Below are 24,617 nucleotides of genomic sequence, written 5' to 3' on the forward strand. Positions count from 1 at the left end.
TTTTGTTATAATGTGGCTTTAAAATACGGAGAATTAATGAAGAAAATTTTAATAATCGCAGATGGAGCTTTTGCTAGAAATTTTTTGAGCAGACTTCTTGGAGCAAAGTCAAATTTACACCACTATATCGTTGTTTCAAACGAAGATCACAGTCAAAAGGCAAATTACGAAAATTTCACATTTTATCAGTTTGACCCAACGAGTCTTTCAAAGCTAAAGAGCATAAGCGACGGCTATTTTAGCCAGTTTTGTATCGTAAGTGACAATGAAAAAGAGGCGGTTGCTGTTTATGAAAATTTAAGACAGATCAGCACAAAAACTGAGACCATTTTTATGAACTCATGGGAGCTAGATGAAAAGTGCAAGGAGACTTTTGCAAGCGATAAGCACCTAAGCGTGGTTGATATCAGAGATATCGCAGCTTCAAGGCTCATGGACTATCTGCCAGATATGCCTGTATATGCTGATAATATCGGCTTTAGCGAGGGCGAGATCATGGAGGTTAAGGTGCCTATTGGCAGCTCATATATGTATCGCCATGTAAGCTCGATCGCTCAAAAAAGATGGCGGATAGCGCTCATTTACAGATGTGCTGAGATCATCTTACCAAAGCCAAATACAATGATCCAGCCAAGCGATATCTTGCTAATCGTTGGCGATCCAAACGTGCTTCAAAATGTTTATCGTTCGATAAAACGAGAAAGTGGGCAGTTTCCAAGTCCATTTGGTAGCAACATCTACACTTTAATAGATATGAGATCAATGAGCAAAGAGCGCGTTAGCAAGCTCATAAAAGATAGCTTATATGTGCACACAAAGCTAAATAACAAACGCCTGATCTTTAGGGTGATAAACCCAACTTTAGGCGAAAATTTAGAGACGCTAAAGGCGATAAAAGAGAAAAATATCCTTGTTTTGATGGATTATTTTAATAGCGACAATAAATCGATAAAAGATGACGTTTTAAAACACGATATCGGACTAATCATAAGCGACGATAGATACTTTTTTAAATTTCAAAAGCTATTTTATGAGCTTAAAATCCCAGTGTTAAAAACAGGCAAAATTTTACTCTCAAATATAAAAGAGGGCGTGATACTGGGCGATCAAAGCCAAGAGGTGGAAAATCAATCAGCTGTCATTACAGACTGCTGCGCGCAGCTTGATTTGGAGATGAGATTTTACTATTTTGACAACAAGCATAGCGACGATGAGGCGCTAAAAGAGCACTTTGAGAGCATTAGCACGCTCTTTTCAAAGCGCATAAAGATAGAAAATCACAGCCTTAAAAACCCGCTAGTGAAGCTAAAAGGCACAAATGATCTGCTTCATTTTGTGATGTTTACTAAAAACGTGGCAAATGGTAGCGCTTTTGCCTTTTTATCGACAAATTTAAATAGACTTTATAAAAAACTAAGCCAAAACGCACAGCTTTTTGTGCCAGTAAGTGAGTAGAAAATGCAGATAAATTTAAACCTTAAGGAAAAGGCGTCAAGTTATAAAATTTATATAAACGAGCTTGAGAGATTAGAGCTAAAGGGCAAGGTCGGCATCGTCACAAACGCCAAAGTGGCGGGGCTTCACCTTGAAAAGCTGCTTAGCGTTTTAAAGTGCGATGAGAAATTTATCATAAGCGTGCCAGACGGCGAGGAGTATAAAAATTTAACAACGATAGAGCAAATTTTAGAGCAGCTTTTTGTTAGTAAATTTGACCGCTCATCTACGCTCATAGCCCTTGGTGGTGGCGTCATCAGCGATATGACTGGCTTTGCGGCAAGCATATATGAAAGAGGGATAAGCTTCATTAATATCCCAACCACGCTTCTAGCGCAAGTCGATGCTAGTGTGGGCGGAAAAACAGGGGTAAATAACAAATTTGGTAAAAACTTAATAGGCTCATTTTATCAGCCAAAGGCAGTTTTTTGTGAGATAAATTTCTTAAAAACATTGCCAAAGAGAGAATTTGCAGCTGGTGTGGCTGAGGCTTTAAAGATGGCTGTGACATTTGATAAAGAGATGTTTGACTGGCTAAAGAGCTTAATTTTAGACGATGAAAACTTAGCTAAGCTGGTTGAAAAATCAATAAATTTAAAGGTTAGGGTGGTCGAGCAAGATGAGAAAGAAAAGGGGCTAAGAGCCATCCTAAACTACGGTCATACCTTTGCTCACGTCATCGAAAACGAGACAAATTATAAAGAATTTTTACACGGCGAAGCGGTGGCGATAGGTATGAATATGGCAAATCGCCTAAGCGTTAGACTTGGTCTCATGAGCGAGGCGCAGGCAGAGGAGATAAGGCAGGTTTTAGTGAAATTCGATCTGCCTGTAAGCTATAAAATAGAAAATGAATATGCATTTTACGAGGCGTTTTTTATGGATAAAAAGACAAAAGGCGATAAGATAAATTTCATCATCGCAGATAAAATCGGCAGTGCGTTCATCAAAAATGACGTCAAAAAAGAGGACGTTTTAGAAACTTTGAGAGAATTTAAATGAAAAAGATCCTAGTTTTTCTACTTTTTTGCTTTGCACTTTACGCTGAAGAAAACGCTACACTTGAGCAAAATGTCTCACAAAATTTACAAAATAGCGAGCTGATAAAAGAAATTTCAAACCTAGATAACTCCCTAAAAAACAATATCTGGATCACAAGATACGCCAACTACAACACCTATCAAAAGCTTCTTGATGAGCTAGAACAAAATGAAAATGAGCTTAAAAAGCTTGATAAAGGCTCAAAAAGAGGTGGCGATCTCATAAAGAGAAGTCAAACTCTAAAAGAGCAGATAAATTTGCTAAAAGAGTATGAGAAAACGCCATTTTCAAATATGCTTGCAGCCCCAGAGCTAGAGACACCACCTAGGATAAATAGCCCAGTGGCGCTAGTATCTGGCTTTTCATACATCAAAAAGATAAGAAGTGACAAGATCGAATACCAAAGACACATCAAAGAGCTTGACACCTTGCTTGAGAAGCTTGAAGCAAAAGAGAATTTGCTAAATAGGCTAAATTTGATAGATGATAGCGAGCAAAATAGGGCAAGTCTAAATCTTGCAAAGCAAGAGATAGGCGACTTCAAAGCGGCAAAACAGATCGCTGATACCACTTATAGCGTCTATGAAAAAAGGGCAGATGAAGCGGTAAATATGACGACATCTGACATCAAGGCTCAGTTTTTAAGCATGGGCTACACAGCCATCGTCATCCTTTTAACGATCGGACTAACGTTTATCGCTAAATTTATCGTTAAAAGAACGATCACGGATAACGAGAGATTTTACACGGTCAATAAATTTCTAAACGTGCTAAACATCACCGTTATCATCATAATTTTGCTCTTTTCATACATCGAAAACGTCACATATCTAGTAACCGTGCTAGGTTTTGCCTCAGCTGGTATCGCCATCGCGATGAAAGATATGTTTATGAGCATGCTTGGCTGGATGGTTATCATGTTTGGTGGCACGATCCACGTGGGAGACCGCGTCAGAGTCTATCATGACGGTAGCGAATTTGTGGGCGATGTGATAGACATTTCGCTGCTTCGCTTAACCGTTTTTGAAGACGTTAGCTACTCGACCTATAAGACAAACCGCCGTGCAGGTAGGATTATTTTTGTGCCAAATAACTACATCTTTACAGACCTCATCGCAAACTACTCGCACTACGGCATGAAGACCGTTTGGGACGGCATAGATGTCGTGATAAGCTTTGATAGTAACCACAAAAAGGCTGCTTATCTAGCAAAAAATATAGTAAAAAAATATTCAAAAGGCTACACTGACATCGCAAAACGTCAGATGAACAAGCTAAGAAGCCAGTACAGCATCAAAAATCCAAACGTAGAGCCAAGAATTTATACATTTTTTGAGCCTTACGGTATAAATATCTCATGCTGGTTTATGTCAAACTCATACGCCACGCTCGCTCTTAGAAGCACGATAAGCGCTGAGATCATAGAGGCATTTTTGGCTCACGATGATATAAAGATAGCTTACCCAACACAAACTATGTTTATAGGTAAAAAAGAAACGCCAAGCGATCACGTAGCTCACGCTGAGCAAGAGGGCGAAAATATCTAATGCAAAAGATATTTTTTAAGACATTTGGATGCCGCACAAATATCTATGACACCGAGCTTTTAAAAAGCTACATAAAAGACTACGAGATCACAAACGACGAAGAGGTCGCTGATATCGTAGTCATAAACTCATGCACCGTGACAAATTCGGCTGATAGTGGCGTTAGAAACTATATAAACGGCGTAAAAAGACGTGGCGCAAAGGTCATACTAACAGGATGTGGGGCGGTTAGTAAAGGTAAGGAGCTTTTTAGTAGTGGCGTCTTTGGCGTGCTAGGGGCTAGCAAAAAGAGCGATCTAAACGAGCTTTTAAAGCAAGAGAAGCCATTTTTTGAGCTTGGAAATTTAAACTCAGTCGATAAAAACATCGTCACAAACTACGAAAATCACACAAAGGCTTTTATAAAAATTCAAGAGGGCTGCAACTTTAACTGCAGCTACTGCATCATCCCATCAGTGCGTGGCAAAGCTAGAAGCATGGATGAGGCGATGATACTAAAAGAAGCTAGAATTTTAGCTCAAAATGGCTATAATGAGCTCGTTCTAACTGGCACAAACATAGGCAGCTACGGCAAAGATACAAATAGCTCTCTTGGTAAATTGCTAGCAAATTTAGGCAAAATTTCAGGCATCAGACGCATAAGACTTGGCAGTATCGAGCCAAGCCAGATAGATGAGAGCTTTAGAGAAATTTTAAAAGAGGAGTGGCTGGAGCGTCATCTTCACATCGCACTTCAGCACACGAGCGAGGCGATGCTAAAGATCATGCGCAGGCGAAATAACGCATTTAGCGACCTAGAGCTTTTTAATGAGCTAAGCTCACTTGGTTTTGCTTTAGGGACTGACTATATCGTGGGTCATCCAGGTGAGAGTGAAGAAATTTGGGCAGAAGCGGTGGAAAATTTCAAGAAATTTCCTATCACACATCTGCACGCTTTTGTCTATTCGCCTAGGCGTGATACGCACTCGGCAACGCTAAAAAGCGATGTAAGTGGCGATGTGGCAAAGGCAAGGCTAAAGGTTTTACAAGGCATTGCTTTTAAAAACAATGAAAATTTTAGAAAAAAACATAACGCAACTTTAAAAATTTTAGTCGAGCAAAAAAACGGCGACTTTTACGAGGGCTTTGATCAGTTTTACAACAAAGCTAAAATTTCTAGTCAAAACGACATAACAAAAGAGTGGTTGGAGGTAAGCGAATATGAAATTAAGCCAGATGCCAATTATGCAAAAATTTAAATTTAACAAGAAAAATATCCTGATAATAGCCGCTATGGCTCTAATAATAGCGCTACTTTTTGCTGTGAGCAAAGAGCCACGAAACATCACCTACTCGCAATATATGCAACTAATGGATGGAAATTTCATCGATAAAGCGGTCATCGACGAAGACGAGGTCATCCTCTATGCGCAAAATAACCGCTTTGCCATCATAAAAGAGGGCATAGACATAAAAGAGCTCATAAAAAAGGTCCCAGTCGAGCGAAGCGTGCAATATATCACGCCTGGCATGGTCTGGGGAAGCATCATCTTTGTTTGTCTTGTGCTTTGGTATGCATATATTTTTAGGGCTATCAAGAAAAAAGAGGAGAGCCTTTTAAGCAAAAAAGACGGCGCTTTTGAGATAGAAAGCGTGCTAAATCAAAATGCGATGCCAGTTATCTCAAACGTGAGATTTAGCGATGTGGCTGGCATTAGCGAGGTCAAAAGCGAGCTTAGTGAGATAGTTGATTTTCTTAAAAATCCGCAAAAATATAGAAATTTTGGTATCAAAATGCCAAAAGGCGTGCTAATGATCGGCCCTCCAGGCGTTGGCAAGACGCTTGTGGCAAAGGCAGTCGCTGGCGAGGCAAATGTGCCGTTTTTTTACCAAAATGGCGCAAGTTTTGTGCAAATTTACGTCGGCATGGGTGCAAAAAGAGTTAGAGAGCTCTTTAGCAGAGCCAAATCCTACGCACCATCAATCATCTTTATCGACGAGATAGACGCCGTTGGCAAGAGCAGGGGTGGCACTAGAAACGACGAGCGAGAAGCCACGCTAAATCAGCTGCTAACCGAGATGGACGGCTTTGAAGATAACTCCGGCGTCATAGTGATAGCTGCTACAAATAGGATCGAGATGATCGACGAGGCGCTACTTAGATCAGGGCGCTTTGATAGGCGTATATTTTTATCAATGCCTGATTATAATGACAGGGTGGCGATCCTAAACACATATCTAAGAGATAAAAACTGCGAAGTGTCAGCCGAGGATATCGCTAGGATGAGTGTTGGCTTTTCTGGTGCGGCACTTAGCACGCTTGTAAATGAAGCAGCGATAAATGCCCTAAGAAACGGCGAAAGCGTGCTTAGGATGAGGGACTTTGAGGCTGTTTTAAATAAGGTCTTGCTCGGCAAGAAAAAGGTGCTAAGCTACAGCGAGAGCGAGAAGAAAATTCAAGCCATCTATCAAGGCGCAAAGGCGCTAAGTGCTTACTGGTTTGATGTGAAATTTGAAAAAATTTCGCTCATTGAAGACCGCTTTATGGCGACTGAGCAAGAGATCGAGTCAAAGTCACAGATGCTCTCACGCATAAAGGTTTTAATCGCTGGCATGTGCAAGCTCGAGATAGATGAGAACGACATCTTTTCAAACTCAAGCAACGATCTAAATTTAGCAAAAGAGATCGCCTCAAAGATGGTTTATGAGTATGGCATGGGAAATTCTTTCGTGCCAAATCCAAACGATGTGGAAGAAATTTTAAAACAAGCAAAAGATGAGATAATGTCCTTTTTAAAGGGCACAAACGAGCAGATCGCAAGGATAAGCTCATATCTGCTTGCTTATGAGAGCGTAGATAAAGAGACGCTTGCTAAAATTTTAAATGAAAACTACTAATAAAGGAGAAAAAATGAAAGCAAAAATAGGAATTCTGACTATGTCAGATCGCGCAAGTGAGGGCACATACGAGGACAAATCAGGCCCAGCGATCAAAGAGGTACTTGACGGCTGGATCGTGAGCGATCGTGAGTATTTTTACGAGGTGATCCCTGATGAGCTTGATCTCATAAAAGAGAGGCTCGTGCACATGATAGACGTGCTAGGATGCGACCTTGTGCTAACTACTGGAGGCACAGGACCAGCAGTAAGAGACGTCACTCCAGAGGCTACTGAGGCAGTTTGCGAGAAGATGATGCCAGGCTTTGGCGAGCTAATGAGAGCTGCGAGCTTAAAATACGTCCCAACAGCGATCCTGTCACGCCAAACAGCAGGCATCAGAGGCCACGCGCTCATCATAAATTTACCAGGTCAGCCAAAGGCGATAAAAGAGTGCTTGGAGCCGGTATTTCCAGCGGTGCCATACTGCATCGATCTTATAGAGGGTGCGTTTATCGAGACTGATGAAAACGTGATGAAAGTTTTCCGCCCAAAACAAAAGAAAATCTCGTAAATGAGTTTGACAGATAGCCTAAATTTAAAAGCCACTGCCTTTGCAAATAGGTGGTGACTTGTTATTAAAATTTGGCTTGTTTTTCTTTTTTATCCTATGCGCTGGCCTACTATCTTGGGTTAGAGGTTTTTGGCTTTATCTCTGCCATTTCTATCTTTGGCTGTGTTTGCCTGCTAGCCTTTAGCTCACTTCTTTGGTTTATCGCTAGCCTTGTATTTTTGCAACCTTTGGTATTTTTACTACTTGAAAAATTTGATGAAAGCATTACTGTTTATGCTTTAGCCTGCTCAATTTGGCTGCTTGGCTGGATCACTTTGTCGCTTGTGGTTGATGATAAATTTGCAAGGCTGGGAAATGACATCTTGCTAAAGATCTCTCGCATAGTTCTTATTGGCGAGTTTGCCTTGCTATATTTTTTTAACTACAACAGCAGCCTTGACATAGAGACTTTAATAAAGTCAAATTTGACAAAGTTGCTGCTTTTAGTGCTAAACTCTTATATGCTGCCATCGCTTGTTACGCTACTTATATTTGATATAAAAACATATATCGCTAGCAAAAATGAGTAAAATTTTATGTATTATTTTATGTAATTTATACTAAATTTAGCCGTTTTTGCTCTTTACTATCTTTTTTATAAGCTCTATATCGCCGTTCATCGCTAGGCTCATAAAACAAACTCCGCTTGCGCCAGCTTTTATGGCCTCTTTGTAGTTCCCGCTATCTAGTCTGCCAAGTGCGTAAATTTATTGGTTTTTGATCTTTGTTATACATTTATATCGGTATTTGTTTCTTATTTTGGAAGACAGACTAGCAATATTTTGTAAAAGATTTATATCTAAATTTGCATTATTTTAAATAAATACTATACAAAATAGCATTTTAAATAATAAAAATTAAATATATATTTTTATTTTATTTATAAATTACCATATATGCCTAAAAAATTGTTAAAAAACTTGATAGTAATACTATCAAGGTTAAGTATATTTTTATCACTTTGTGTTATAATCTGCCAAAAATTTTAAAACAAGGAAAAGAAAATGGCAGATAAATTTGAATTTCAAACCGAGGTCAATGACCTTTTAAATTTGATGATCCACTCTCTTTACTCAAACAAAGAGATATTTTTAAGAGAGCTCATATCAAACTCAAACGACGCACTTGACAAGCTAAACTACCTATGCTTGACTGATGAAAAGTATAAAAGCTTAAGCTACACTCCAAGGATCGATATCAAAGTAGATGAAAAAGCTAAGACTTTAACCATCAGCGATAATGGTATCGGCATGGATAAAGATGAACTTATCGCAAATTTAGGCACCATTGCAAGAAGCGGTACAAAGGGCTTTATGCAAAGCTTAAGTGGTGACGCAAAGAAAGATAGCTCGCTGATCGGCCAGTTTGGTGTGGGCTTTTACTCAGCATTTATGGTGGCAAACAAGATCGAAGTCATAAGCAAACGAGCACTAAGTGAGAAGGCCTATAAATGGACATCTGATGCAAAAAGCTACGAGATCGAAGATGCTAAAAAAGATGGCTTTGGTACGGATATTATCTTACATTTAAACGACGATGAATTTGCAAATTCTTGGCGCATCGAAGAGATAGTCAAAAAATACTCAAACCACATCCCTTATCCTATATTTATGGATAAAGAGAGCTATGTCGCACCAAAAGAAGGCGAAAAAGAGGGCACTTATGAGGCTAAAAACGAGCAGATAAACAAGGCAAATGCGCTTTGGAGGCTAAATAAAGCCAGCCTAAAAGAGCAAGACTACAACGACTTTTATAAGCAAATTTCACATGACAGCAGCGATCCACTACTTTATATCCACACAAAAGCCGAGGGCAAGATCGAGTACTCGACACTATTTTATGTGCCAAGCACTGAGCCGTTTGACCTCTTTAGGGTTGATTATCAAAGTGGCGTGAAGCTCTATGTGAAGAGGGTTTTTATAACTGACGATGCAAAAGAGCTTTTACCGCCGTATTTAAGATTTATCAAAGGTGTGATCGATGTTGAGGATCTACCGCTAAACGTTAGCCGTGAAATTTTACAAGAAAATGCGATCATGCGAACCGTTAAAGAGCAGAGTGTGAAGAAAATTTTAAGCGAGCTTGCAAAAGTAAAAGATAACGACCGCGATAAATACATAAAATTTTACAAACTATTTGGCAAGGTTTTAAAAGAGGGACTTTACGGTTTTAGCGCTGAAAAAGAGCAAATTTTGGATCTTTGCCTATTTAAAAGTTCAAAAAGAGACGGACTTATCAGCCTAAAAGAGTACAAAGAGGCGATGAAAGAGGATCAAAAGTCGATCTACTACATCAGCGGCAACAACGAAAATATGCTAAGAAATTCGCCACTTCTTGAGAGCTTTAAGAAAAACGGCATCGAAGTGTTAATAATGGACGAAGAGATCGATACGATCGTCATGCCAATGGTCAATGAATTTGACAAAACACCTCTAAAATCGGTCTCACACGCTGATATCAACGACGAGATCAAAAGCAATGAAAAGGTCGATGAGAGCAAGGTTGCAAACACGCTTGTTAAGATGAAAGAGATCCTAAAAGACGAGGTTAAAGACGTTAGGCTAAGCTCAAGACTCTCAAGCTCGGCTGCGGTGCTAATATATGATAAAAACGACCCTGACTACGCTATGCAAGAGATGCTAAAACAGATGGGACAAGGCGCAAATGCTCCAAAAGTTAAGCCGATCTTGGAGATCAATGCTGATCATGAAATTTTTGCAAAACTTGAGAAAAATGAGGCAATGATTTATGACATAGCGCCTTTGCTTCTTGATATGGCAAGGCTAAATGAGGGTATGAGCCTAGAAAATCCAGCTAAATTTTCAGAGCTTCTAACAAAAGTGATGATAAAAGCTATATAAAATTTGTAAGCCCAAAGAAATTTGGGCTTTTTAAATTTATAGTTTAGCAAAAGCCTAAAATACGAGCTAAGTTAAATTTGGCTCCATTGTTAGTTTGACTTTTGCTTATTTTTGCTCTTTGTATTTTAAAACTTGAGCGTAAATTTCATCTTTTAGTTTTAATTTTTCTTTTTTCAAGGCATCAAGCTCAGAGGCTTGCGCTGCTTTGCTATCTATCTTTTCATTTAGCTCGTCATGCTTTTTGCAAAGTGCGGCAAAATGAACATCTACTTTTTTCAACTCATTTATGAGATCAGTGTATTCGTGTAACATACGTAGCTCCTGTAAAAAATTTATAAATTCTAACAAGGCTTTGTAAATGTTTGGCTATCTAAATTTAGATCTATAAAAGCTTAGTGGTTAAGCCAAATTTATCACAAAATGCAAAAACTAAACGTATTTTAGCTCTTCTGGCTTATGCTTGCTCTTTACTAGGCGCTTGGTTAGACGTATGCCATCAACTGTACCGATGACTAAAAGCTTTGTGCCTGTACCGATTAACGTGTCACCATTTGGCATCGGGATAAATTTGTTATTTATGTCCCTAATGCCTACCACGTCAGCATTTGTGATATTTCTTAGGTGCGTCTCTTTTAGTCTTTTAAACCTTATCCAAGAGTAGTCAGGCACAAGAATTTCTTCTATATCGATAGGTGAGCTTTTTGTGTATAGAAATTGCTCGAGTAAATTTTCCATATCAGGCCTTACGCTCATGGCACTTAGACGCTGTGCGACTAGGCGAGATGGGCTGACTACGTTGTCAGCACCAAGTTTTTTAAGCCTTTGTGTGTCATCTTCACTATCGGAGTTTGTGATGATATGGTAAGGTTTTTTGCGGCCTATCTCTTTTTCATAAAGTCTAACAGATGCGATAAGCGCGATATTATCAGCGATATTTGGGCTAAGAGTGATTAGTCCTTTTGCGCTTGATAGATGCGTTTTTAAAAAGGCGATTTGAGTGTGAGGCTGAGCTTTTATGAAGTATGGATACTTGTAAATTTGAGCTAGTTCTGCGATATCTTCTCTGTCATCAACCACCACAAATGGTATGTGATTTTCACGAAACTGAGCGCTAAGCTCGATCGTGTAGAGGTTGTGATAACAAATAACGAAGTGATTTTTTAGTCTTGCGATCTTGTAAAGCATACGCCTTTCCTTTAAAATGCTAATTAATGTGCCTCTTTTTAGAACTTCTACAACGATACCGATTGATAGCGTAAAAATGATGAAGCCAACAAGGATAAATGTTATAGTAAAAATTCGCCCCTTTGGAGTTATGGGCGCAACTTCAGTAAAACCGACCGTTGTGAAGGTCATGCCTGCTTGGTAAAAGGCATCTATGAGAGAGAAGTTATCTATAAAGATATAACCCAGTGTTCCAAAAAGTAACAGTAATACCACTGAAATTAGTGGAAATCTAAAAGGTTTTAGTTGTTCGTAAAGCTCAGTATCTAGGCTTATTTCTGGTTTTGCAGAGTTTGACCAGTTGAGGAATTTTAAAAGTCTTGAGAGAAAAGACATAAATTCCTCTTCATTTTATCTCTTAGTTTGACTGCTTTTTCATTGTTCTTAGAGTAGAAGCAGCAACTTTTATTCTTCTTGTTGTGCCATCTTCTAGAGTAACACGGATAGTTCTAAGATTTGGTAAAAATCTTCTTTTAGTTTTATTGTTGGCGTGGCTTACGTTGTTGCCTACCATTGGTCCTTTGCCAGTTATCGCACATCTTTTTGACATTTTTTTTCCTTATAAACAAAAATTTCTGCTGATTTTATCTAAACAAAACCAAAGTATTGCTTAAAATGAAGATTTATATTTATAAGTTTTGTTGATTTTTTATTTAATTAAGGCTAAAATAACCCCAAAATAAAAAATCGGTAAAATAAAAATGCTAACTAAAAATCAAATAGATGAAATTTCAAATTTTATCTATAAAATGCCCGATGCTTTTTATGAGTGCCAAAAGCACTTGGATGAGGGCGACATCACTGCTGCTATGGAGCTTTTGAGGGGTAGTGAGACTTTTAAAGCGTACTTTGCTACGATAGTAAATTTAGGCGATTTTGGCGCTCAAAACCACACTAGAGATATCTATGCGATGGCTTATCCGCTAGGCATAGACAACCTAAAAATGATAATTTGCTCTTATTTTGTTTTTATCAAATCTCCAAAAAGATATAAAAATTTTGGTGTAAATTTACACTCGATGATGGAGTTTAATGCCAAATTTCTATCTGACTGGAGCAAACTTTTAAACTATCTTGGGCTAAAAAATCAAAAAAATTTATTTCTAGCTGCCTACGCGCTAATTTTGCTTATATTTTGCGAGCTGATCTTTTTGAAGTATCCACACTCGCTTAAACATATCGTTGGCTTTTCTGATATGAGCTTTGATAGGATCTTGCAGCGAAGGTTTGACATTTCGCTATTTGGAGTACTTTTAAAGCTTGCAGGATGGGATAGCGACAGGCTCAATAGAGAAGAGGTTTTAGTTTTAAAATACTTTAAAATTTTGCTCTCTTATGAGGCAAGCACTGCTAAATTTTTTGACTTTGGTATCGACAGGATCACCGATGTTAGCGTACATGCTTCGGCTGATATGGTTATAAATTTAAAAAAGGCTCTTAGAAAATGAAAGTAACTTTTGAGGGCTCTTTGGCCATTGTTAGGCCATTTGGATTTTTAGAGGTTAATATCACCCCTTCAAGCATCAAAAAGGCCGAAGTAGAGCAAATTTGCGCAAGGCAGATAAGCGCCATTTTGCTTTCATTAAAAAATGTCACATTTTTTAGCCCACTTTGGCTAAATAGCACGTGCGAGCATCTATCAAGCATCGCTAAGCAGATAGGCGCTGAGTTTGCAGTTTGCGACTATGACGATACTTTTTACGAGCTTGTAGCAAAGACTTCAAAAAATATTTTGAGATTTTCACTCTTTGAAAATGAAAAAGTTGCGACGCTATTTTTAAATGATACTTTAGCAGATAGCAGCGAAGCCATCGTGATTTATAACAAAAATGAGCAGTATAAAGACTATATCAACTCGCTTTTGGAGCAAAAGTGCTATAAGTGTAAATTTGTAAAAAGCGTAGAAGAATTTAACGCTGCCAAGCAAGCTTACAAATACACCATCAGCACCCTAAATCACATCGTTTTAGGCAAAAAAGAGTTTAGCGCCTTTATAAGAGGTGACGTCGTCATTTACAAGACAGTAGGGCTCATAGATAGCTCTTTTGTGCAGAAATTTGACTATAAATTTCACGAAAGGTTGCAAAAGGTAGGCTTTAAATTCTTTGTTTTTTGGTCTGATTCGGTTGGTGCTTTAAATACTATCGGTGCTAGTTTTTTGATAAAGCTATCTGAGCTGAGCCAAAAAAGTGGCGGTATATTGGCGATTTGTGGCTTAAATGAGGGCAACATCTCAGAGACACTTGCGTCAAATTTAAAAGCGGCAAAGATACTTTTATATAAAAAGATGGATGACTTTTTCAAAGATGACTCGACGCTTTATTTTAAAAAGCGCCTTATCGACATTGAGCCCACAAAGATGAATAAAAACTTGGTTGAGTTTTTGCCACTTGTCATTTCAAGCATCACAGACGTGCTCTCGCCTTTGATAGAGAGTGAAATTTTATGCCTTGATGCGAAGATCAGCAACTTTAATGTAGAGGGCGAAAATGACTATTTGCGGGCTTGTGTGCTCTTTTATGGCGACGTACAGATGAGAATTTTGCTTGGTGTTAAAAAGGACAAGCTTGGTAAAATTTGCTCTATTTTTTCAGATAATGGCGATCTGGAGTGTGGCTGTTTAAGCGGATTTTCTCAAATTTTTAGTATCATTGCAAGCAAAATTTTAGATATTTTCATCGAGAGAAATTTAAAGGTAAAACTTAGCAACTTTAAATTTTTCGAAAATGAGATGTTTTTCGACAGAGCAAGCAGTGGAATTTTTGCCACATTAAATGCAAAAGAGAGCCAAACTGGCGTGATTTTTATAAGTAAATAAGGATTTAAAATGTACGTTGCACCTAGTATTTTGTCGGCTGATTTCGGAAATTTAGCAGCTGAGATAAGAGCCATTTGCGAGGCTGGGTGCGATCTGGTGCATGTTGATGTTATGGACGGGCATTTTGTGCCAAATTTAACCATCGGGCCAGTCGTGGTAAGTGCCGTTGCAAAGGCTACTACAAAGCCACTTGATATTCATTTGATGGTTGAAAATAACTCATTTTTTGCTGACCTTTTTTTGCCGCTAAAACCAAAATTTCTAACCTTTCACATAGAAGAAGAGAAACATCCGATGAGACTCATCGATCACATCAGAAAAAACGGCGTAAGTCCTGGTATCGTGCTAAATCCGCACACGCCAGTTAGCGCGATCGAGCATATCATCGATGAAGTCGATATGGTGTTATTAATGAGCGTAAATCCCGGCTTTGGCGGTCAGAAATTTATGCCAGTCGTGCTTGAGAAAACAAGGGCGCTAAGGAAGCTAATAGAGCGCAAAAACGCCAAGTGTCTCATCGAAGTAGATGGCGGCATAAACGGACTAAATGCACCTGATCTTGAAGAGGCTGGGGCTGATGTCTTGGTGGCTGGCAGCTATATCTTTTCATCAAATTCATACGAACAAGCCATTCGCGCCATAAAGCTTGAGTTTTGAAACCAAAAAAACAGCGTTTAGAAAATAGCATTGAAATTTTAGCTAGGCAAAATTTAGGCTATCACGAGTTTATTTTAAAATTTAGTGATATCGAGGAAATTTCATCGCTCATTGACGTGCGTGACCTTGATATGTGGCGAACTCTCGGGCTTGACATCACTAGAAATGAAAGTAACGAGATCGAGCTTGGCACGAGATTTAGAGATATTAGCGAGCAGGAATTTTGCGTCGTGGATATCGAAACGACTGGTGGTACGACAAATGGCCAGATCATAGAAATAGGCGCTATAAAAATGAAAAATGGCACCGAAATAGGGCGCTTTGAAAGCTTTGTGGCAGCTAGTGCGGTGCCTGAAAATATCACAGAGCTAACTGGCATAAGAGCAAGCGATCTAGTTGGTGCGCCAAATTTGCTAAACGTACTAGAGCGGTTTAAAATTTTTCTAGGAACTAGCGTTTTTATCGCGCACAACGTAAATTTTGACTACGGATTTATCTCACATAGTCTAAATGAGATCGGCCTTGGCATACTGCTAAACAGAAAGCTTTGCACCATCGATCTTAGCCGCCGCACCATCGCTTCGCAAAAATACGGCCTTGGCTCGCTAAAAGAACTCCTTGGCATAAACAACACCCACCACAGAGCCCTAAATGACGCGGTAGCAGCAGCCGAAATTTTCAAAGTCTGCCTAACGCGCCTACCTTTTAGCATCCAAACGACAGAGGATCTCATAAGCTTTAGCAAAAATGCCCCAAGTGTAAAGCTAAAACCAGAGCCAGTTCTAAAAGCTTTGGAGTAGGGCTGGTTTAAATTTAAGCCACTTGGCTGGGAATTTAGAAATTTGATTTAGCTATGACCTATTTAAACGAGATCGTCCATCTTTTCGCGGTTTGTGATCATCATATTTTCAATAACGTCACGATCTATCGCCCTGCAAGCGCTGATCTTTACAAAATCCTTGAAACAACGTTGCCGTTGTGATAAATTTCTCGTGAATGCCTGTTTTTGTATGAGCATAGCCAAGCCGTCGCTACTGATGACGCAGTTTACTAGGCGGGTTGCTTTTGTAGCTAAATTTAGAGCTTGCGTTAAATTGAATAAATTTCTTTTTGTTAAAGCTGCTGGCTAAATTTGGAGTTAAATTTACGGTTTTATGTGGCGATGAACTTTTGGCTAAATTTCAAAGCGTTGCGCCAAATGTTAAAGAGCTTAGGCAGTTTAAAAAGGAGAGTAAAACGCCTATTTGCGTGGTGAAATTTGGCGTGTGACAAATAACATAGATGCTTTGCGTGATATCTACATAGATGGCGAAAATTTCTGCGTTGATGCGACGAGCAAGAGTGAGCTGGAGGGCTACACACGTGGCTGGCCTATGCAAACTGACTGTAAGCGAGAAGTGGTGGCTGAGCTTGTGAAGCGTGGCGTAGTAAAAGATGAGCCGGAGCTTTTTCATAAATTTGAGATATTTGGGTAGGTTTTGATCGCTGTAATGTTATAAATTTAAAAATTAGGCAAGCATATAGCTTGCCTAAACTACGAAAGTTTTTTGATAGCTTCAACTATGAGATTGCACTTTTTAACGACTGAGTTTATCTCTAGATACTCTTTTTTAGTGTGCATGTTGCCACCAGTTGGACCAAGGCCGTCTATCGTAGGGCAACCAGCCGATGCGCTGATATTGCCATCACTTAGTCCGCCAGCATCGACCCAAGTGACCTTTGTGCCAGTGGCCTTCGCAGCCTCGTCAAAGACTTTTTTGATATTTGGTAAATTTACCTCGTCTATCATCGGTCCTTCTTTGTTTATGAGGATGCGCTCACAGCTTACTTCTGGCACTATCGGATGAGATAAAATTTCGTCCATCTTCTTGTGCAAAAACTCCACCGAGCTAGCGTGGCGATATCTCATCTCAAATGTCACGCTGGCAAAGTCTGGCACGACGTTTTGGGCGTCGCCACCTTTTGTCATTATGCTATTAAATGTATGGCCTGCCTTAAAATCAGTGAGTTTTGAGAGCTCAACGATGAAATTTGCAGCCTCCACAACAGCTGAGCGTCCGCGCTCTGGGTGGTTGCCAGCGTGCGCGCTAACGCCACGGAAATTTAGCACATAAGATATCACGCCTTTTCTAGTGGCTACCATCGAGCCATCTTCTCTTGCAGGCTCGACGACTAGGGCGTAGCGAGATTTTTTAGCTAGCTCTCTTATGGCGTCTTTGGCGAAATTTGAGCCAGTCTCCTCGTGAGAGTTTAAAAAGAGGCCGATCTTTAGTTTGCTAAGATCAAGCTCTTTGATGACATAAAGTGAAAGCAGGCTGCCGCCTTTATCGTCAATCGCGCCAAGTGCATTTATGCGCTCATCTATCTTGCTAAATGGCACTTCAGCCTTTGTGCCTATAGGAAAAACGGTGTCCATGTGGCCTATAAATAAAAAGTCGTAGCTTTTTGCCTCAAGGTCGTTTGAGATGAAAAGGCAAGGAGCGACCTTGTCGGTGCCAAGCTCTATGCTCCTGCTTTTTAGGCCTAAAATTTCAGCTCTTTTTTTAAACCAAGCTGCAACTTCGTTTACGCCATCGATGCTTGAAGTAGGGCTTTCGATATCGGTTAGCTCCTTTAGATCGGCTAAATATTTGTCTATTTCACTATCTTTCATCTTTGATCCTTATACGAGCAAGCTCATCACAAACATCGCTAAATAGGCATTTAGGATGCAAATCCCAAAAAGTACGAGATAGTGTCTGCCTGGTACTTCAAGCACGCCTAAAACTCGTCCCATGTACTGCACAGTCGAGCCAACTAGCGCCATGCCAGGAAGCAAGACAGCGATATCGTTTGCATTTAGCGTACCGTCTCCCACAAGCGCTACTAACACGCCTGCTGAGCCGCCCCAGCTCAAAAATGCAGCCATGAAAACGGCTATGGACTCACCTGGAAGACCAAGTGGGAGCATGATAAATCCTAGAAATTTGCCTATCACGCTAAGCGCGCCAGATACTTTTAAGATGTGGATGATGACAAATGCCATAAGCACGTTTGGGATGGTGTTTTTTACGGCGATGTCCCAGCCTTTTCTAGCGCCCTCTACAAATACGTCGGTTATTAGTTTATTTTCAGTCATCTCTTACTCCTCATCATCTTTGACAAATTTTTTGACATAAAGTCTCATCAAATTTGCTCCAATAATTTTAAAGACAAAGACTATGCCAAGCACCATGGCTATGGTAGCATGGGCTGTGTTGCCAGCTTTGTCAGTAACTAGTAAAACAGGCGCAAATGAAGATAAGAAATTTGTGATCATCGCACCTGCGCTAAACTGAAACGCTGCAAAGATGAGAAGCTCTTTGTGCGAGATGAGGCCATCTTGACGCAAAAATTTAGCCGTTGAGCTGCCTGCGTCGGTGCTTTGTGTGCTTGCTATCAAAGAGATAGAGCAACATCCTGGTATGCCAATAAGTGGCTTCAAAACAGGTGTTAGCAGTCTTGAAGCTGCGTAAAGTGCATGGTATTTCTCAAAAATAGCGACAAAGCCAAGTGCGAGCATGACGGCTGGGGCAAGACTAAGGGCAAATAAAAAGCCACCTTTTGCGCTAGTGCCACTTCCTGTTTTAAACCATTCTGGAAATTGACCAGCAAGTTTGCTAAAGTCAAAGATGCCACCATAGGTGTTTTGTAAAAAACCTCCAAAGAAAACGATCGCAATTGCAAGAGTGATCGTACCGATGACGAGTTTTTTAGTATCACTACTCTCTTTCATAAAGCCTCCTTTGATTTGGAATTTGTTTAAATATTATAACGCCCATGCTTATGTAATATTTAAAATATAAAATTTGATAATTAATTATTAAATTTTATGAGTAATTTATATATAAAAATTATTATGCGATAAAAGTTAGCACTATAAAGGCTTAGAATGTAAATTTAAAGTATATGAAATTTTAGAAATTTGGATTTAAGATTTAGGATTTATAGTAAAAATGGCTTTTAAACTTAAATTTAAAAGCCATTTATCTTTTAGCTCTCTTTTAAAAGCTTGCTTGCAAGCATGTCAGCTTTTGCTTTGTCGGTGTCTTTCTTGACGGATTTGTAAATTTTAGAGATATAGTTTTCTAAAACTTCGTGGCAAGAGATCACTTTTTCGCCCTCGCGTCTAGCTACTTTTACGTATTCGCCGTTATTTTGTAGCTCAAATGCTAGGTCGTTATCGCTTAGCTGAAGCTCTAAAATTTCAAGCAGTCTCTCTTGAAGCCTTGGCTCAAAGATAGGCGTCATAAGCTCCAATCGGCGCTCTAAATTTCGTGGCATCCAGTCAGCGCTTGAGATGTAAATTTTTGGATTAGCGTGTTTGAAATATAAAATTCTAGCATGCTCCAAGTATTTGCCGATGATCGAGCGAACTCTGATGTTTTCGCTTTTGCCTTTTACGCCAGGCCTTAGTCCGCACACACCTCGGACGATTAAGTCGATCTTCACGCCTGCGTTTGAAGCACGGCTAAGCTCGTTTATCACGTCTTCGTCTATTAGAGCGTTCATCTTGGCGATGATCCTGCCCTCGCTGCCTTTGCTGGCTTCTACTCTTATCTTTTCGACGATGCGCTCTTTTATCTGAAAGGGCGACATGCTAAGGGCGTTTAGACGGCGGTTTTTGTTATATCCTGAGAGGATGTGAAAAAACGAGGTTGTATCTTGGCTAAATTCCTCTTTGCTCGTAAATAGGCTAACGTCAGTGTAAATTTTTGCCGAGCTGCCGTTGTAGTTGCCAGTGCCAAAGTGCATGTAAAATTTGAGTTTATCACCGATCTGGCGGATCACTTGGCTAACTTTTGCATGGACTTTAAAACCTGTGATGCCATATATCACGTGTGCGCCAGCATCTTCAAGCGCCTTTGCCCAGTGGAGGTTGTTCTCTTCATCAAACCTCGCTTTTAGCTCGACCATCACGGTTACTTGCTTGCCGTCGCTTGCAGCGTCTATCAGGCTTTGGATGATCGGCGAGTTTTTATCGACCCTATAAAGCGTCATGCGTATCGAGATCACCTTTGGGTCTTTACTAGCCTCTCTTATAAAGCTAACGACTGGATCAAAGCTCTCAAATGGATGAACTAACAGCACATCCTCTTTATCTATGGCGTCAAAGATCGAGACGCCGTTGCCAAATGGAGGCAGGGTTTTTGGGGCGTAGGGCGGGTTTGCTAAGTAGCTAAAGTTCTTGCTCCCAGCTATCTCCCAAAGAGAGCTAAGTGTGAGCGGGATGCTTGAAAAGTAGATATCTTTGTGAAAAATTTTCATGTGAAAATTTAAAAACTCTAAGATGTCAGCGTCTGCATCTTTGTCTATCTGCATACGTACAAAAGCCCCTTTTCTACGAAGCTTTAGCCCTTGCTCAAGTATCATCATAAAGTCATCCGCCTCTTCTTCTTCGATGACGATATCAGCGTTTCTTGTCACTCTAAAGGCAGCTGAGCTAATGAGCTTATACCCTGGGAAAATTTCTTCTGCGTGGCGGTGCACGATCGTCTCAATCGGCACAAAAACATTGCTACTTGGCTGGGTAAATCTTGGCAAAACTCTTGAAATTCTTATCATGCCGTATTTTAAAATTTCAGGATGCTCGATATCAGCAAGCTTAACGGCGAGCGAGAAGCTAAGGTTGTTTAGGTGCGGAAATGGATGTGTCGCATCAACAGCGATAGGCACGATAACTGGCAGGATGTTTGAGAAAAAGTATTCGTCACATTTTTGTTTTAAACTATCATCAAGCTCGTCATAGTTTTTGATAAAAAGACCCTCTTTGCTGAGCGCATCGACGGTGCTTTTGTGGTGAGCTTCGACCAAATTTTGCTCATCTTGAAGATATTTTCTGATCTCTCTTAGCTGATCAAGTGGGCTCATGCCATCGCTGCTACTTGTCGTCACTCCAGCTGCAAAAAGCTGCTTTAGACCAGCCACCCTTATCATGTAAAATTCATCAAGATTTGTCATATAAATGGCTATAAATTTTAGCTTTTCAAGTAAAGGTATATCCTTTTCACACTGAGCGAGCACCCTTGAGTTAAAGCGTAGCCAGCTTAATTCGCGGTTGATAAAAAGAGTTTCATTTTCGCTCATCATTTTCTCCTTATGATTTTTGATTATTTTATGATATGTGCGGTTATAAAGTTCTTATTTTGTTAAAAATTTAGTTACAATAGTGCAAATTTTAAACGTAAAGGTTTCTTATGTCGGATTACATTATATTAGTTGGCATTTTTGTTGTGGCGGTTGTTGTCTTTGCGCTTATCAAAAAGGTCTCTTTTTAGCCTTTAAATTTCTCCCACCACAAGTAGGCAAAGATGAGCCCAAAGCCCTTGACCTTGCTCTCGTCAAAGGCAAATTTCATCATATCTTCTCGTTTTATAAAAACTAGCTCTATATCCTCGCCATCGACGCCACCGCCTGCATTTACCTTCATACTTTCATCGATCTTTGCGTAAAACATCGTTTGCATGTTGCCGCCAAAACCAAAAGCGCCATACGTCATCGTGATGCGCTCCATCTCTTTTAGCTCGTATCCGACCTCTTCGACTGCCTCCTCTCTAGCAGTCTGCTCCTCGCTTAGTCCCTTATCCATAAGCCCTGCGCAAAGCTCATAAGTAAAGCCTTGCTCATTTGTTTTGATGCCTTCTTTTTCTTGTGAGTACCAAACGGCTGGGCGAAACTGCTTGACAAACAAAAATGCATCTTTTTGCTCGTGATATAAAAATATACTAACGCTATTCATCACCTTGACGCAGTCCCAGTCCCTTTGCAAGCCATTTTGTTTAAATTTCATCTTAAATGGCTTTAGGTATTTTGACTCACCAAGAGGTAAAATTTCTAAATTTGTTATAGTAGTATCCATTTTGCAAGTCCTAAAAAGCTAAAAAATCCTATCGCGTCTGTAAAAGTTGTAAGAATGACCGCCGAGCCAACAGCAGGATCGATGTTAAAGCGTCTTAGCGTCAAAGGTATGATCGTGCCAAAAAAGCCAGCGAGGAATAAATTTGTAACCATACTAAGGCTAATGACCACACCAAGCATGCCTTTGTCAAACCAAACAGCGGCTATCACGCCCATGATAGCGCCAAAGATGAGGCCATTTACGAGTGAGATCGTCACCTCACGCTTTAAAACGCTCTTTGCATCTTTAAATTCTATCTCGCCAAGTGCCAAACGACGAACCGTAACGGCAAGGGCTTGTGTGCCGGTGTTGCCACCCATTGAAGCAACTATTGGCATAAGCACGGCAAGTGCGACGTAAGCTGCGATCGTCTCGTCAAAAAGTCCGATGATGGATGAGCTAAAAAGGGCTGTTAGCAAATTTATGCCAAGCCAAACCGCACGGCTACGACCTGCCTTAAATAGCGTATCATCCTCTTCTGACTCGTCATCAACGCCAGCTAGGTTATAAATTTGCTCTGTTGCGCTCTCTTGGATGTAGTCGTGGATATCATCATATGTGATACGACCTAGCAAAATTCCAGTGCTACTTGTAACTGCGATAACGTTTAGATCGTATTCTTGAAACATATCAGCGACATCTTGCATGAGATCCATATCGTTTGCCATGTGAGGCTTGTAGTGGTCGATCTGGGTTGATTCGATATTTTGTTTTAGCGTTTTTGTGAAGTCAAAGAGGATGAGATCTTCAAGCGGGATGGCGTATTGCAAGACGCTATTTTTATCGATGATAAAAAGCTGTGAGACGTTTTCTAGTTTTCCTTCTTGCTTCTCTTGTCTTAGTCTTGCAACTGCGCTGCCAAGCTTCTCTTCAAGATGAGCTGAAAATAGCTCTGTTTGCATGTGCGCACCAGCTCTATCCTCATCGTAGCTTCTAAGTCTTAAAATTTCGTTTTGATTTTCTTTATCTAGCTCGTTAAAAAGCTCTCTAGCCTTGTCCTCATCGATATCTTCGATGTATTGGAGTAGGTCGGTAGCATCGTCACTCTCTAGCTCTTCGAGCGCTTCTACGATCTTTTCAGCTGGGAGCGTATCGATCACGTCTTTTAGCATGTGATCAGGCAACTCTATCGCCACGTCACCCAAAATTTCAGGATCTAGCTTTTCAAGATACTTGGCAAAAAGCTCCTCGTCATGCTTTTTAAGTGTTTTTAGGTGCTGGGCTAGCTCGTATGCAGAGAGCTCGCCGTCTTCTAAATTTTCATCTAAATGCTGATCTATCAGCTCTTTTGCTTCTTCTAGTTCTTGGCTCAAGTTTTACCTTTAAAAATCTATTACGTTAGGGAAAAATTCCACCTTGTGATACTCTTTGTCGTTGCTTAGAGCCTGTTTTATCAGCTCATCATTTCTATTTATGACTGCTTTAAATTTAGCAGACTCTTTTTTGTCTTCTATATTTTTTACGACCTTGATGGCGCTTTCTGGATTGATCGGTTTGCCGCCTAGATAGAGGCCAAAGTGCAAGTGTGGGCCAGTGCTCATGCCGCTTGTGCCAACGTATGCTATCAGCGTGCCTTGTTTTACTTTTAGACCGCTTCTTATGCCCTTTGCAAAGCCATTTAAGTGGGCATAAAGTGTCTCGTAGCCACCAGCGTGAGAGATGATGACGGTTCTACCATAACCACTCTTTTGTCCGACAAATTTGACCGTGCCATCGCCTGCAGCCTTGATCGGTGTGCCTTTTGGAGCACCGTAATCAACCCCAAGGTGCGCTCTATATCTTTGAAGGATCGGATGCCATCTTTTTAGGGTGAAATTTGATGTGATCCTAGCGTTTGCAAGAGGTCGAACGAGCAAAAATTTGTCATTTTTCTTGCCGTTTTTATCATAAAATTTATCTTCAAATTTATACATCACGTAGCGTTTGTTTTTAGTTTCTATCATCGCTGCGTAAATTTCAGGCGTGCCAAAAGAGCGTCCCATGCGTAGTTTTTGGTTATAGACAATAGCGATCGTATCGCCTTTGTTTATCTTTTTAAAATCGATCCCGCTGCCGCTAAAAACCTCTTTAAAACCAAGTGCTAGCGTGCCAGAGCCGGTGTAGTCAAAGATATCTTCAGAGACTGATTTATCGACTTTTAGGGCTAAAATTTTATCTTCGCTTTGGTATAAGATCGGGATAAACTCAAGCTGAAATTTACCCTTGTCATCTCTATAAATATGTATCTGAAGCTCGTCACTAACGGGGATGAGAGCTTGTTTAACCTCGCCGTTATCGTCTTTGTAAATTTGATATTTTGTGCCAGCGATGATCTCTTCTGTTAGCTCTTGATCTTCGCTTGCTAGGTTGTAGTAAAGTGAAAGTGGGATTTTATTTGTTTCAAGGAAATTTAAAAAGCTGCTGCCATTTGGCCAACTAAGCTCATCGACAGTTGGTTTTATGGCATATAAATTTATACATAATATTGCAAAAATCACAAATATACGAGGCATCGATATCCTTTTAAAAAGCTGGAGGGGATTTTAACTAAAACTTGCTTTAATTTTGCAAAAGATAAAGCATTTTAGGCTATAATCGCTCTAAAAATTTA

25 protein-coding genes are annotated in these 24,617 nt (G+C 40.0%); 14 read left to right on the forward strand and 11 right to left on the reverse strand.

What is annotated here, in order from left to right:
* The first annotated feature begins 36 nt into the window (after nucleotides 1-36).
* The 8 genes from B9N65_RS05900 to htpG all read left to right on the forward strand — a co-directional run bounded on the left by B9N65_RS05900 (nucleotide 37) and on the right by htpG (nucleotide 10,412).
* Nucleotides 37-1,455 (forward strand): COG3400 family protein, encoded by a 1,419-nt coding sequence (locus tag B9N65_RS05900; protein ID WP_087583184.1) that lies wholly within the window; start codon nucleotides 37-39, stop codon nucleotides 1,453-1,455.
* A gap of 3 nt (nucleotides 1,456-1,458) precedes the next feature.
* On the forward strand, nucleotides 1,459-2,496 hold the full coding sequence (aroB, locus tag B9N65_RS05905; protein WP_087583185.1) for a 3-dehydroquinate synthase: 1,038 nt from the start codon (nucleotides 1,459-1,461) through the stop codon (nucleotides 2,494-2,496).
* On the forward strand, nucleotides 2,493-4,082 hold the full coding sequence (locus B9N65_RS05910) for a mechanosensitive ion channel domain-containing protein (RefSeq protein WP_087583186.1): 1,590 nt from the start codon (nucleotides 2,493-2,495) through the stop codon (nucleotides 4,080-4,082). Before aroB ends, B9N65_RS05910 begins: the two co-directional genes overlap by 4 nt.
* Entirely contained in the window at nucleotides 4,082-5,320 is a 1,239-nt protein-coding gene (mtaB, locus tag B9N65_RS05915; protein ID WP_087583187.1) for a tRNA (N(6)-L-threonylcarbamoyladenosine(37)-C(2))-methylthiotransferase MtaB, read from the forward strand. Before B9N65_RS05910 ends, mtaB begins: the two co-directional genes overlap by 1 nt.
* The gene (locus tag B9N65_RS05920) at nucleotides 5,307-6,959 is read left to right on the forward strand and encodes an ATP-dependent metallopeptidase FtsH/Yme1/Tma family protein (RefSeq protein WP_087583302.1); all 1,653 of its coding nucleotides are present in this window, start codon (nucleotides 5,307-5,309) and stop codon (nucleotides 6,957-6,959) included. The genes mtaB and B9N65_RS05920 overlap by 14 nt, the downstream gene beginning before the upstream one ends.
* A gap of 13 nt (nucleotides 6,960-6,972) precedes the next feature.
* The gene (mog, locus tag B9N65_RS05925; protein WP_087583188.1) at nucleotides 6,973-7,512 is read left to right on the forward strand and encodes a molybdopterin adenylyltransferase; all 540 of its coding nucleotides are present in this window, start codon (nucleotides 6,973-6,975) and stop codon (nucleotides 7,510-7,512) included.
* 71 nt (nucleotides 7,513-7,583) lie between these two features.
* Nucleotides 7,584-8,081, forward strand: coding sequence for a hypothetical protein (locus tag B9N65_RS05930; RefSeq protein ID WP_180385130.1), 498 nt, complete (start codon nucleotides 7,584-7,586; stop codon nucleotides 8,079-8,081).
* Between the two features lie 474 nt (nucleotides 8,082-8,555).
* Entirely contained in the window at nucleotides 8,556-10,412 is a 1,857-nt protein-coding gene (gene htpG, locus B9N65_RS05940; protein ID WP_087583189.1) for a molecular chaperone HtpG, read from the forward strand.
* 105 nt (nucleotides 10,413-10,517) lie between these two features.
* Here htpG and B9N65_RS05945 read toward each other — a convergent pair whose 3' ends face one another.
* The 3 genes from B9N65_RS05945 to rpmB all read right to left on the reverse strand — a co-directional run bounded on the left by B9N65_RS05945 (nucleotide 10,518) and on the right by rpmB (nucleotide 12,186).
* Nucleotides 10,518-10,724 (reverse strand): DUF465 domain-containing protein, encoded by a 207-nt coding sequence (locus B9N65_RS05945; RefSeq protein WP_021088212.1) that lies wholly within the window; start codon nucleotides 10,722-10,724, stop codon nucleotides 10,518-10,520.
* Between the two features lie 117 nt (nucleotides 10,725-10,841).
* The gene (locus B9N65_RS05950; RefSeq protein ID WP_009293929.1) at nucleotides 10,842-11,972 is read right to left on the reverse strand and encodes a potassium channel family protein; all 1,131 of its coding nucleotides are present in this window, start codon (nucleotides 11,970-11,972) and stop codon (nucleotides 10,842-10,844) included.
* 22 nt (nucleotides 11,973-11,994) lie between these two features.
* A complete protein-coding gene (gene rpmB, locus B9N65_RS05955; protein WP_002942221.1) occupies nucleotides 11,995-12,186 on the reverse strand; it encodes a 50S ribosomal protein L28 in 192 nt (63 codons plus the stop codon).
* A 151-nt stretch (nucleotides 12,187-12,337) separates the two neighbouring features.
* Between rpmB and B9N65_RS05960 the strand changes: the two genes are divergently transcribed.
* Genes B9N65_RS05960 through B9N65_RS05975 form a run of 4 tightly spaced genes read left to right on the forward strand, consistent with a single transcriptional unit; the run spans nucleotide 12,338 to nucleotide 15,911 of the window.
* Nucleotides 12,338-13,084 (forward strand): hypothetical protein, encoded by a 747-nt coding sequence (locus B9N65_RS05960; RefSeq protein ID WP_087583190.1) that lies wholly within the window; start codon nucleotides 12,338-12,340, stop codon nucleotides 13,082-13,084.
* Nucleotides 13,081-14,454: a prephenate dehydrogenase gene (locus tag B9N65_RS05965; RefSeq protein WP_087583191.1), complete on the forward strand. Its 1,374-nt coding sequence runs from the start codon at nucleotides 13,081-13,083 to the stop codon at nucleotides 14,452-14,454. The genes B9N65_RS05960 and B9N65_RS05965 overlap by 4 nt, the downstream gene beginning before the upstream one ends.
* 9 nt (nucleotides 14,455-14,463) lie before the next feature.
* Nucleotides 14,464-15,111, forward strand: coding sequence for a ribulose-phosphate 3-epimerase (gene rpe, locus B9N65_RS05970; protein ID WP_087583192.1), 648 nt, complete (start codon nucleotides 14,464-14,466; stop codon nucleotides 15,109-15,111).
* Nucleotides 15,108-15,911 carry a 3'-5' exonuclease gene (locus B9N65_RS05975; RefSeq protein ID WP_087583193.1) on the forward strand — a complete coding sequence of 268 codons (804 nt, stop codon included), beginning with the start codon at nucleotides 15,108-15,110 and terminating at the stop codon, nucleotides 15,909-15,911. Before rpe ends, B9N65_RS05975 begins: the two co-directional genes overlap by 4 nt.
* Before the next feature lie 62 nt (nucleotides 15,912-15,973).
* Here the strand turns inward: B9N65_RS05975 and B9N65_RS11000 are convergent, their stop codons facing one another.
* Nucleotides 15,974-16,129 (reverse strand): hypothetical protein, encoded by a 156-nt coding sequence (locus tag B9N65_RS11000; protein ID WP_180385131.1) that lies wholly within the window; start codon nucleotides 16,127-16,129, stop codon nucleotides 15,974-15,976.
* Between the two features lie 92 nt (nucleotides 16,130-16,221).
* Here B9N65_RS11000 and B9N65_RS11430 point away from each other — a divergent pair, with 92 nt between their 5' ends.
* A complete protein-coding gene (locus B9N65_RS11430; RefSeq protein WP_223230392.1) occupies nucleotides 16,222-16,380 on the forward strand; it encodes a hypothetical protein in 159 nt (52 codons plus the stop codon).
* Complete coding sequence (locus tag B9N65_RS05985; protein ID WP_087583194.1) at nucleotides 16,356-16,586, forward strand: 3-octaprenyl-4-hydroxybenzoate carboxy-lyase; 231 nt, start codon at nucleotides 16,356-16,358, stop codon at nucleotides 16,584-16,586. Before B9N65_RS11430 ends, B9N65_RS05985 begins: the two co-directional genes overlap by 25 nt.
* Before the next feature lie 59 nt (nucleotides 16,587-16,645).
* Here B9N65_RS05985 and B9N65_RS05990 read toward each other — a convergent pair whose 3' ends face one another.
* The 7 genes from B9N65_RS05990 to B9N65_RS06020 all read right to left on the reverse strand — a co-directional run bounded on the left by B9N65_RS05990 (nucleotide 16,646) and on the right by B9N65_RS06020 (nucleotide 24,519).
* Nucleotides 16,646-17,764 (reverse strand): M20/M25/M40 family metallo-hydrolase, encoded by a 1,119-nt coding sequence (locus B9N65_RS05990; protein WP_087583195.1) that lies wholly within the window; start codon nucleotides 17,762-17,764, stop codon nucleotides 16,646-16,648.
* A gap of 9 nt (nucleotides 17,765-17,773) precedes the next feature.
* Nucleotides 17,774-18,229 (reverse strand): YjiG family protein, encoded by a 456-nt coding sequence (locus tag B9N65_RS05995; protein ID WP_002942766.1) that lies wholly within the window; start codon nucleotides 18,227-18,229, stop codon nucleotides 17,774-17,776.
* A 3-nt stretch (nucleotides 18,230-18,232) separates the two neighbouring features.
* Complete coding sequence (locus B9N65_RS06000; protein WP_087583196.1) at nucleotides 18,233-18,865, reverse strand: nucleoside recognition domain-containing protein; 633 nt, start codon at nucleotides 18,863-18,865, stop codon at nucleotides 18,233-18,235.
* Between the two features lie 257 nt (nucleotides 18,866-19,122).
* A complete protein-coding gene (locus B9N65_RS06005; protein ID WP_257640036.1) occupies nucleotides 19,123-21,240 on the reverse strand; it encodes an RNA degradosome polyphosphate kinase in 2,118 nt (705 codons plus the stop codon).
* A gap of 163 nt (nucleotides 21,241-21,403) precedes the next feature.
* The gene (locus B9N65_RS06010) at nucleotides 21,404-21,988 is read right to left on the reverse strand and encodes an NUDIX domain-containing protein (protein WP_087583198.1); all 585 of its coding nucleotides are present in this window, start codon (nucleotides 21,986-21,988) and stop codon (nucleotides 21,404-21,406) included.
* Nucleotides 21,973-23,340, reverse strand: coding sequence for a magnesium transporter (gene mgtE / locus B9N65_RS06015; RefSeq protein WP_087583199.1), 1,368 nt, complete (start codon nucleotides 23,338-23,340; stop codon nucleotides 21,973-21,975). Before mgtE ends, B9N65_RS06010 begins: the two co-directional genes overlap by 16 nt.
* A gap of 9 nt (nucleotides 23,341-23,349) precedes the next feature.
* Nucleotides 23,350-24,519, reverse strand: a complete 1,170-nt coding sequence (locus B9N65_RS06020) for a peptidoglycan DD-metalloendopeptidase family protein (protein WP_012001708.1) — start codon at nucleotides 24,517-24,519, stop codon at nucleotides 23,350-23,352.
* Nucleotides 24,520-24,617 lie beyond the last annotated feature (98 nt).

This window comes from Campylobacter concisus (genome assembly GCF_002165815.1).
In the GTDB taxonomy this organism is placed as follows: domain Bacteria; phylum Campylobacterota; class Campylobacteria; order Campylobacterales; family Campylobacteraceae; genus Campylobacter_A; species Campylobacter_A concisus_BH.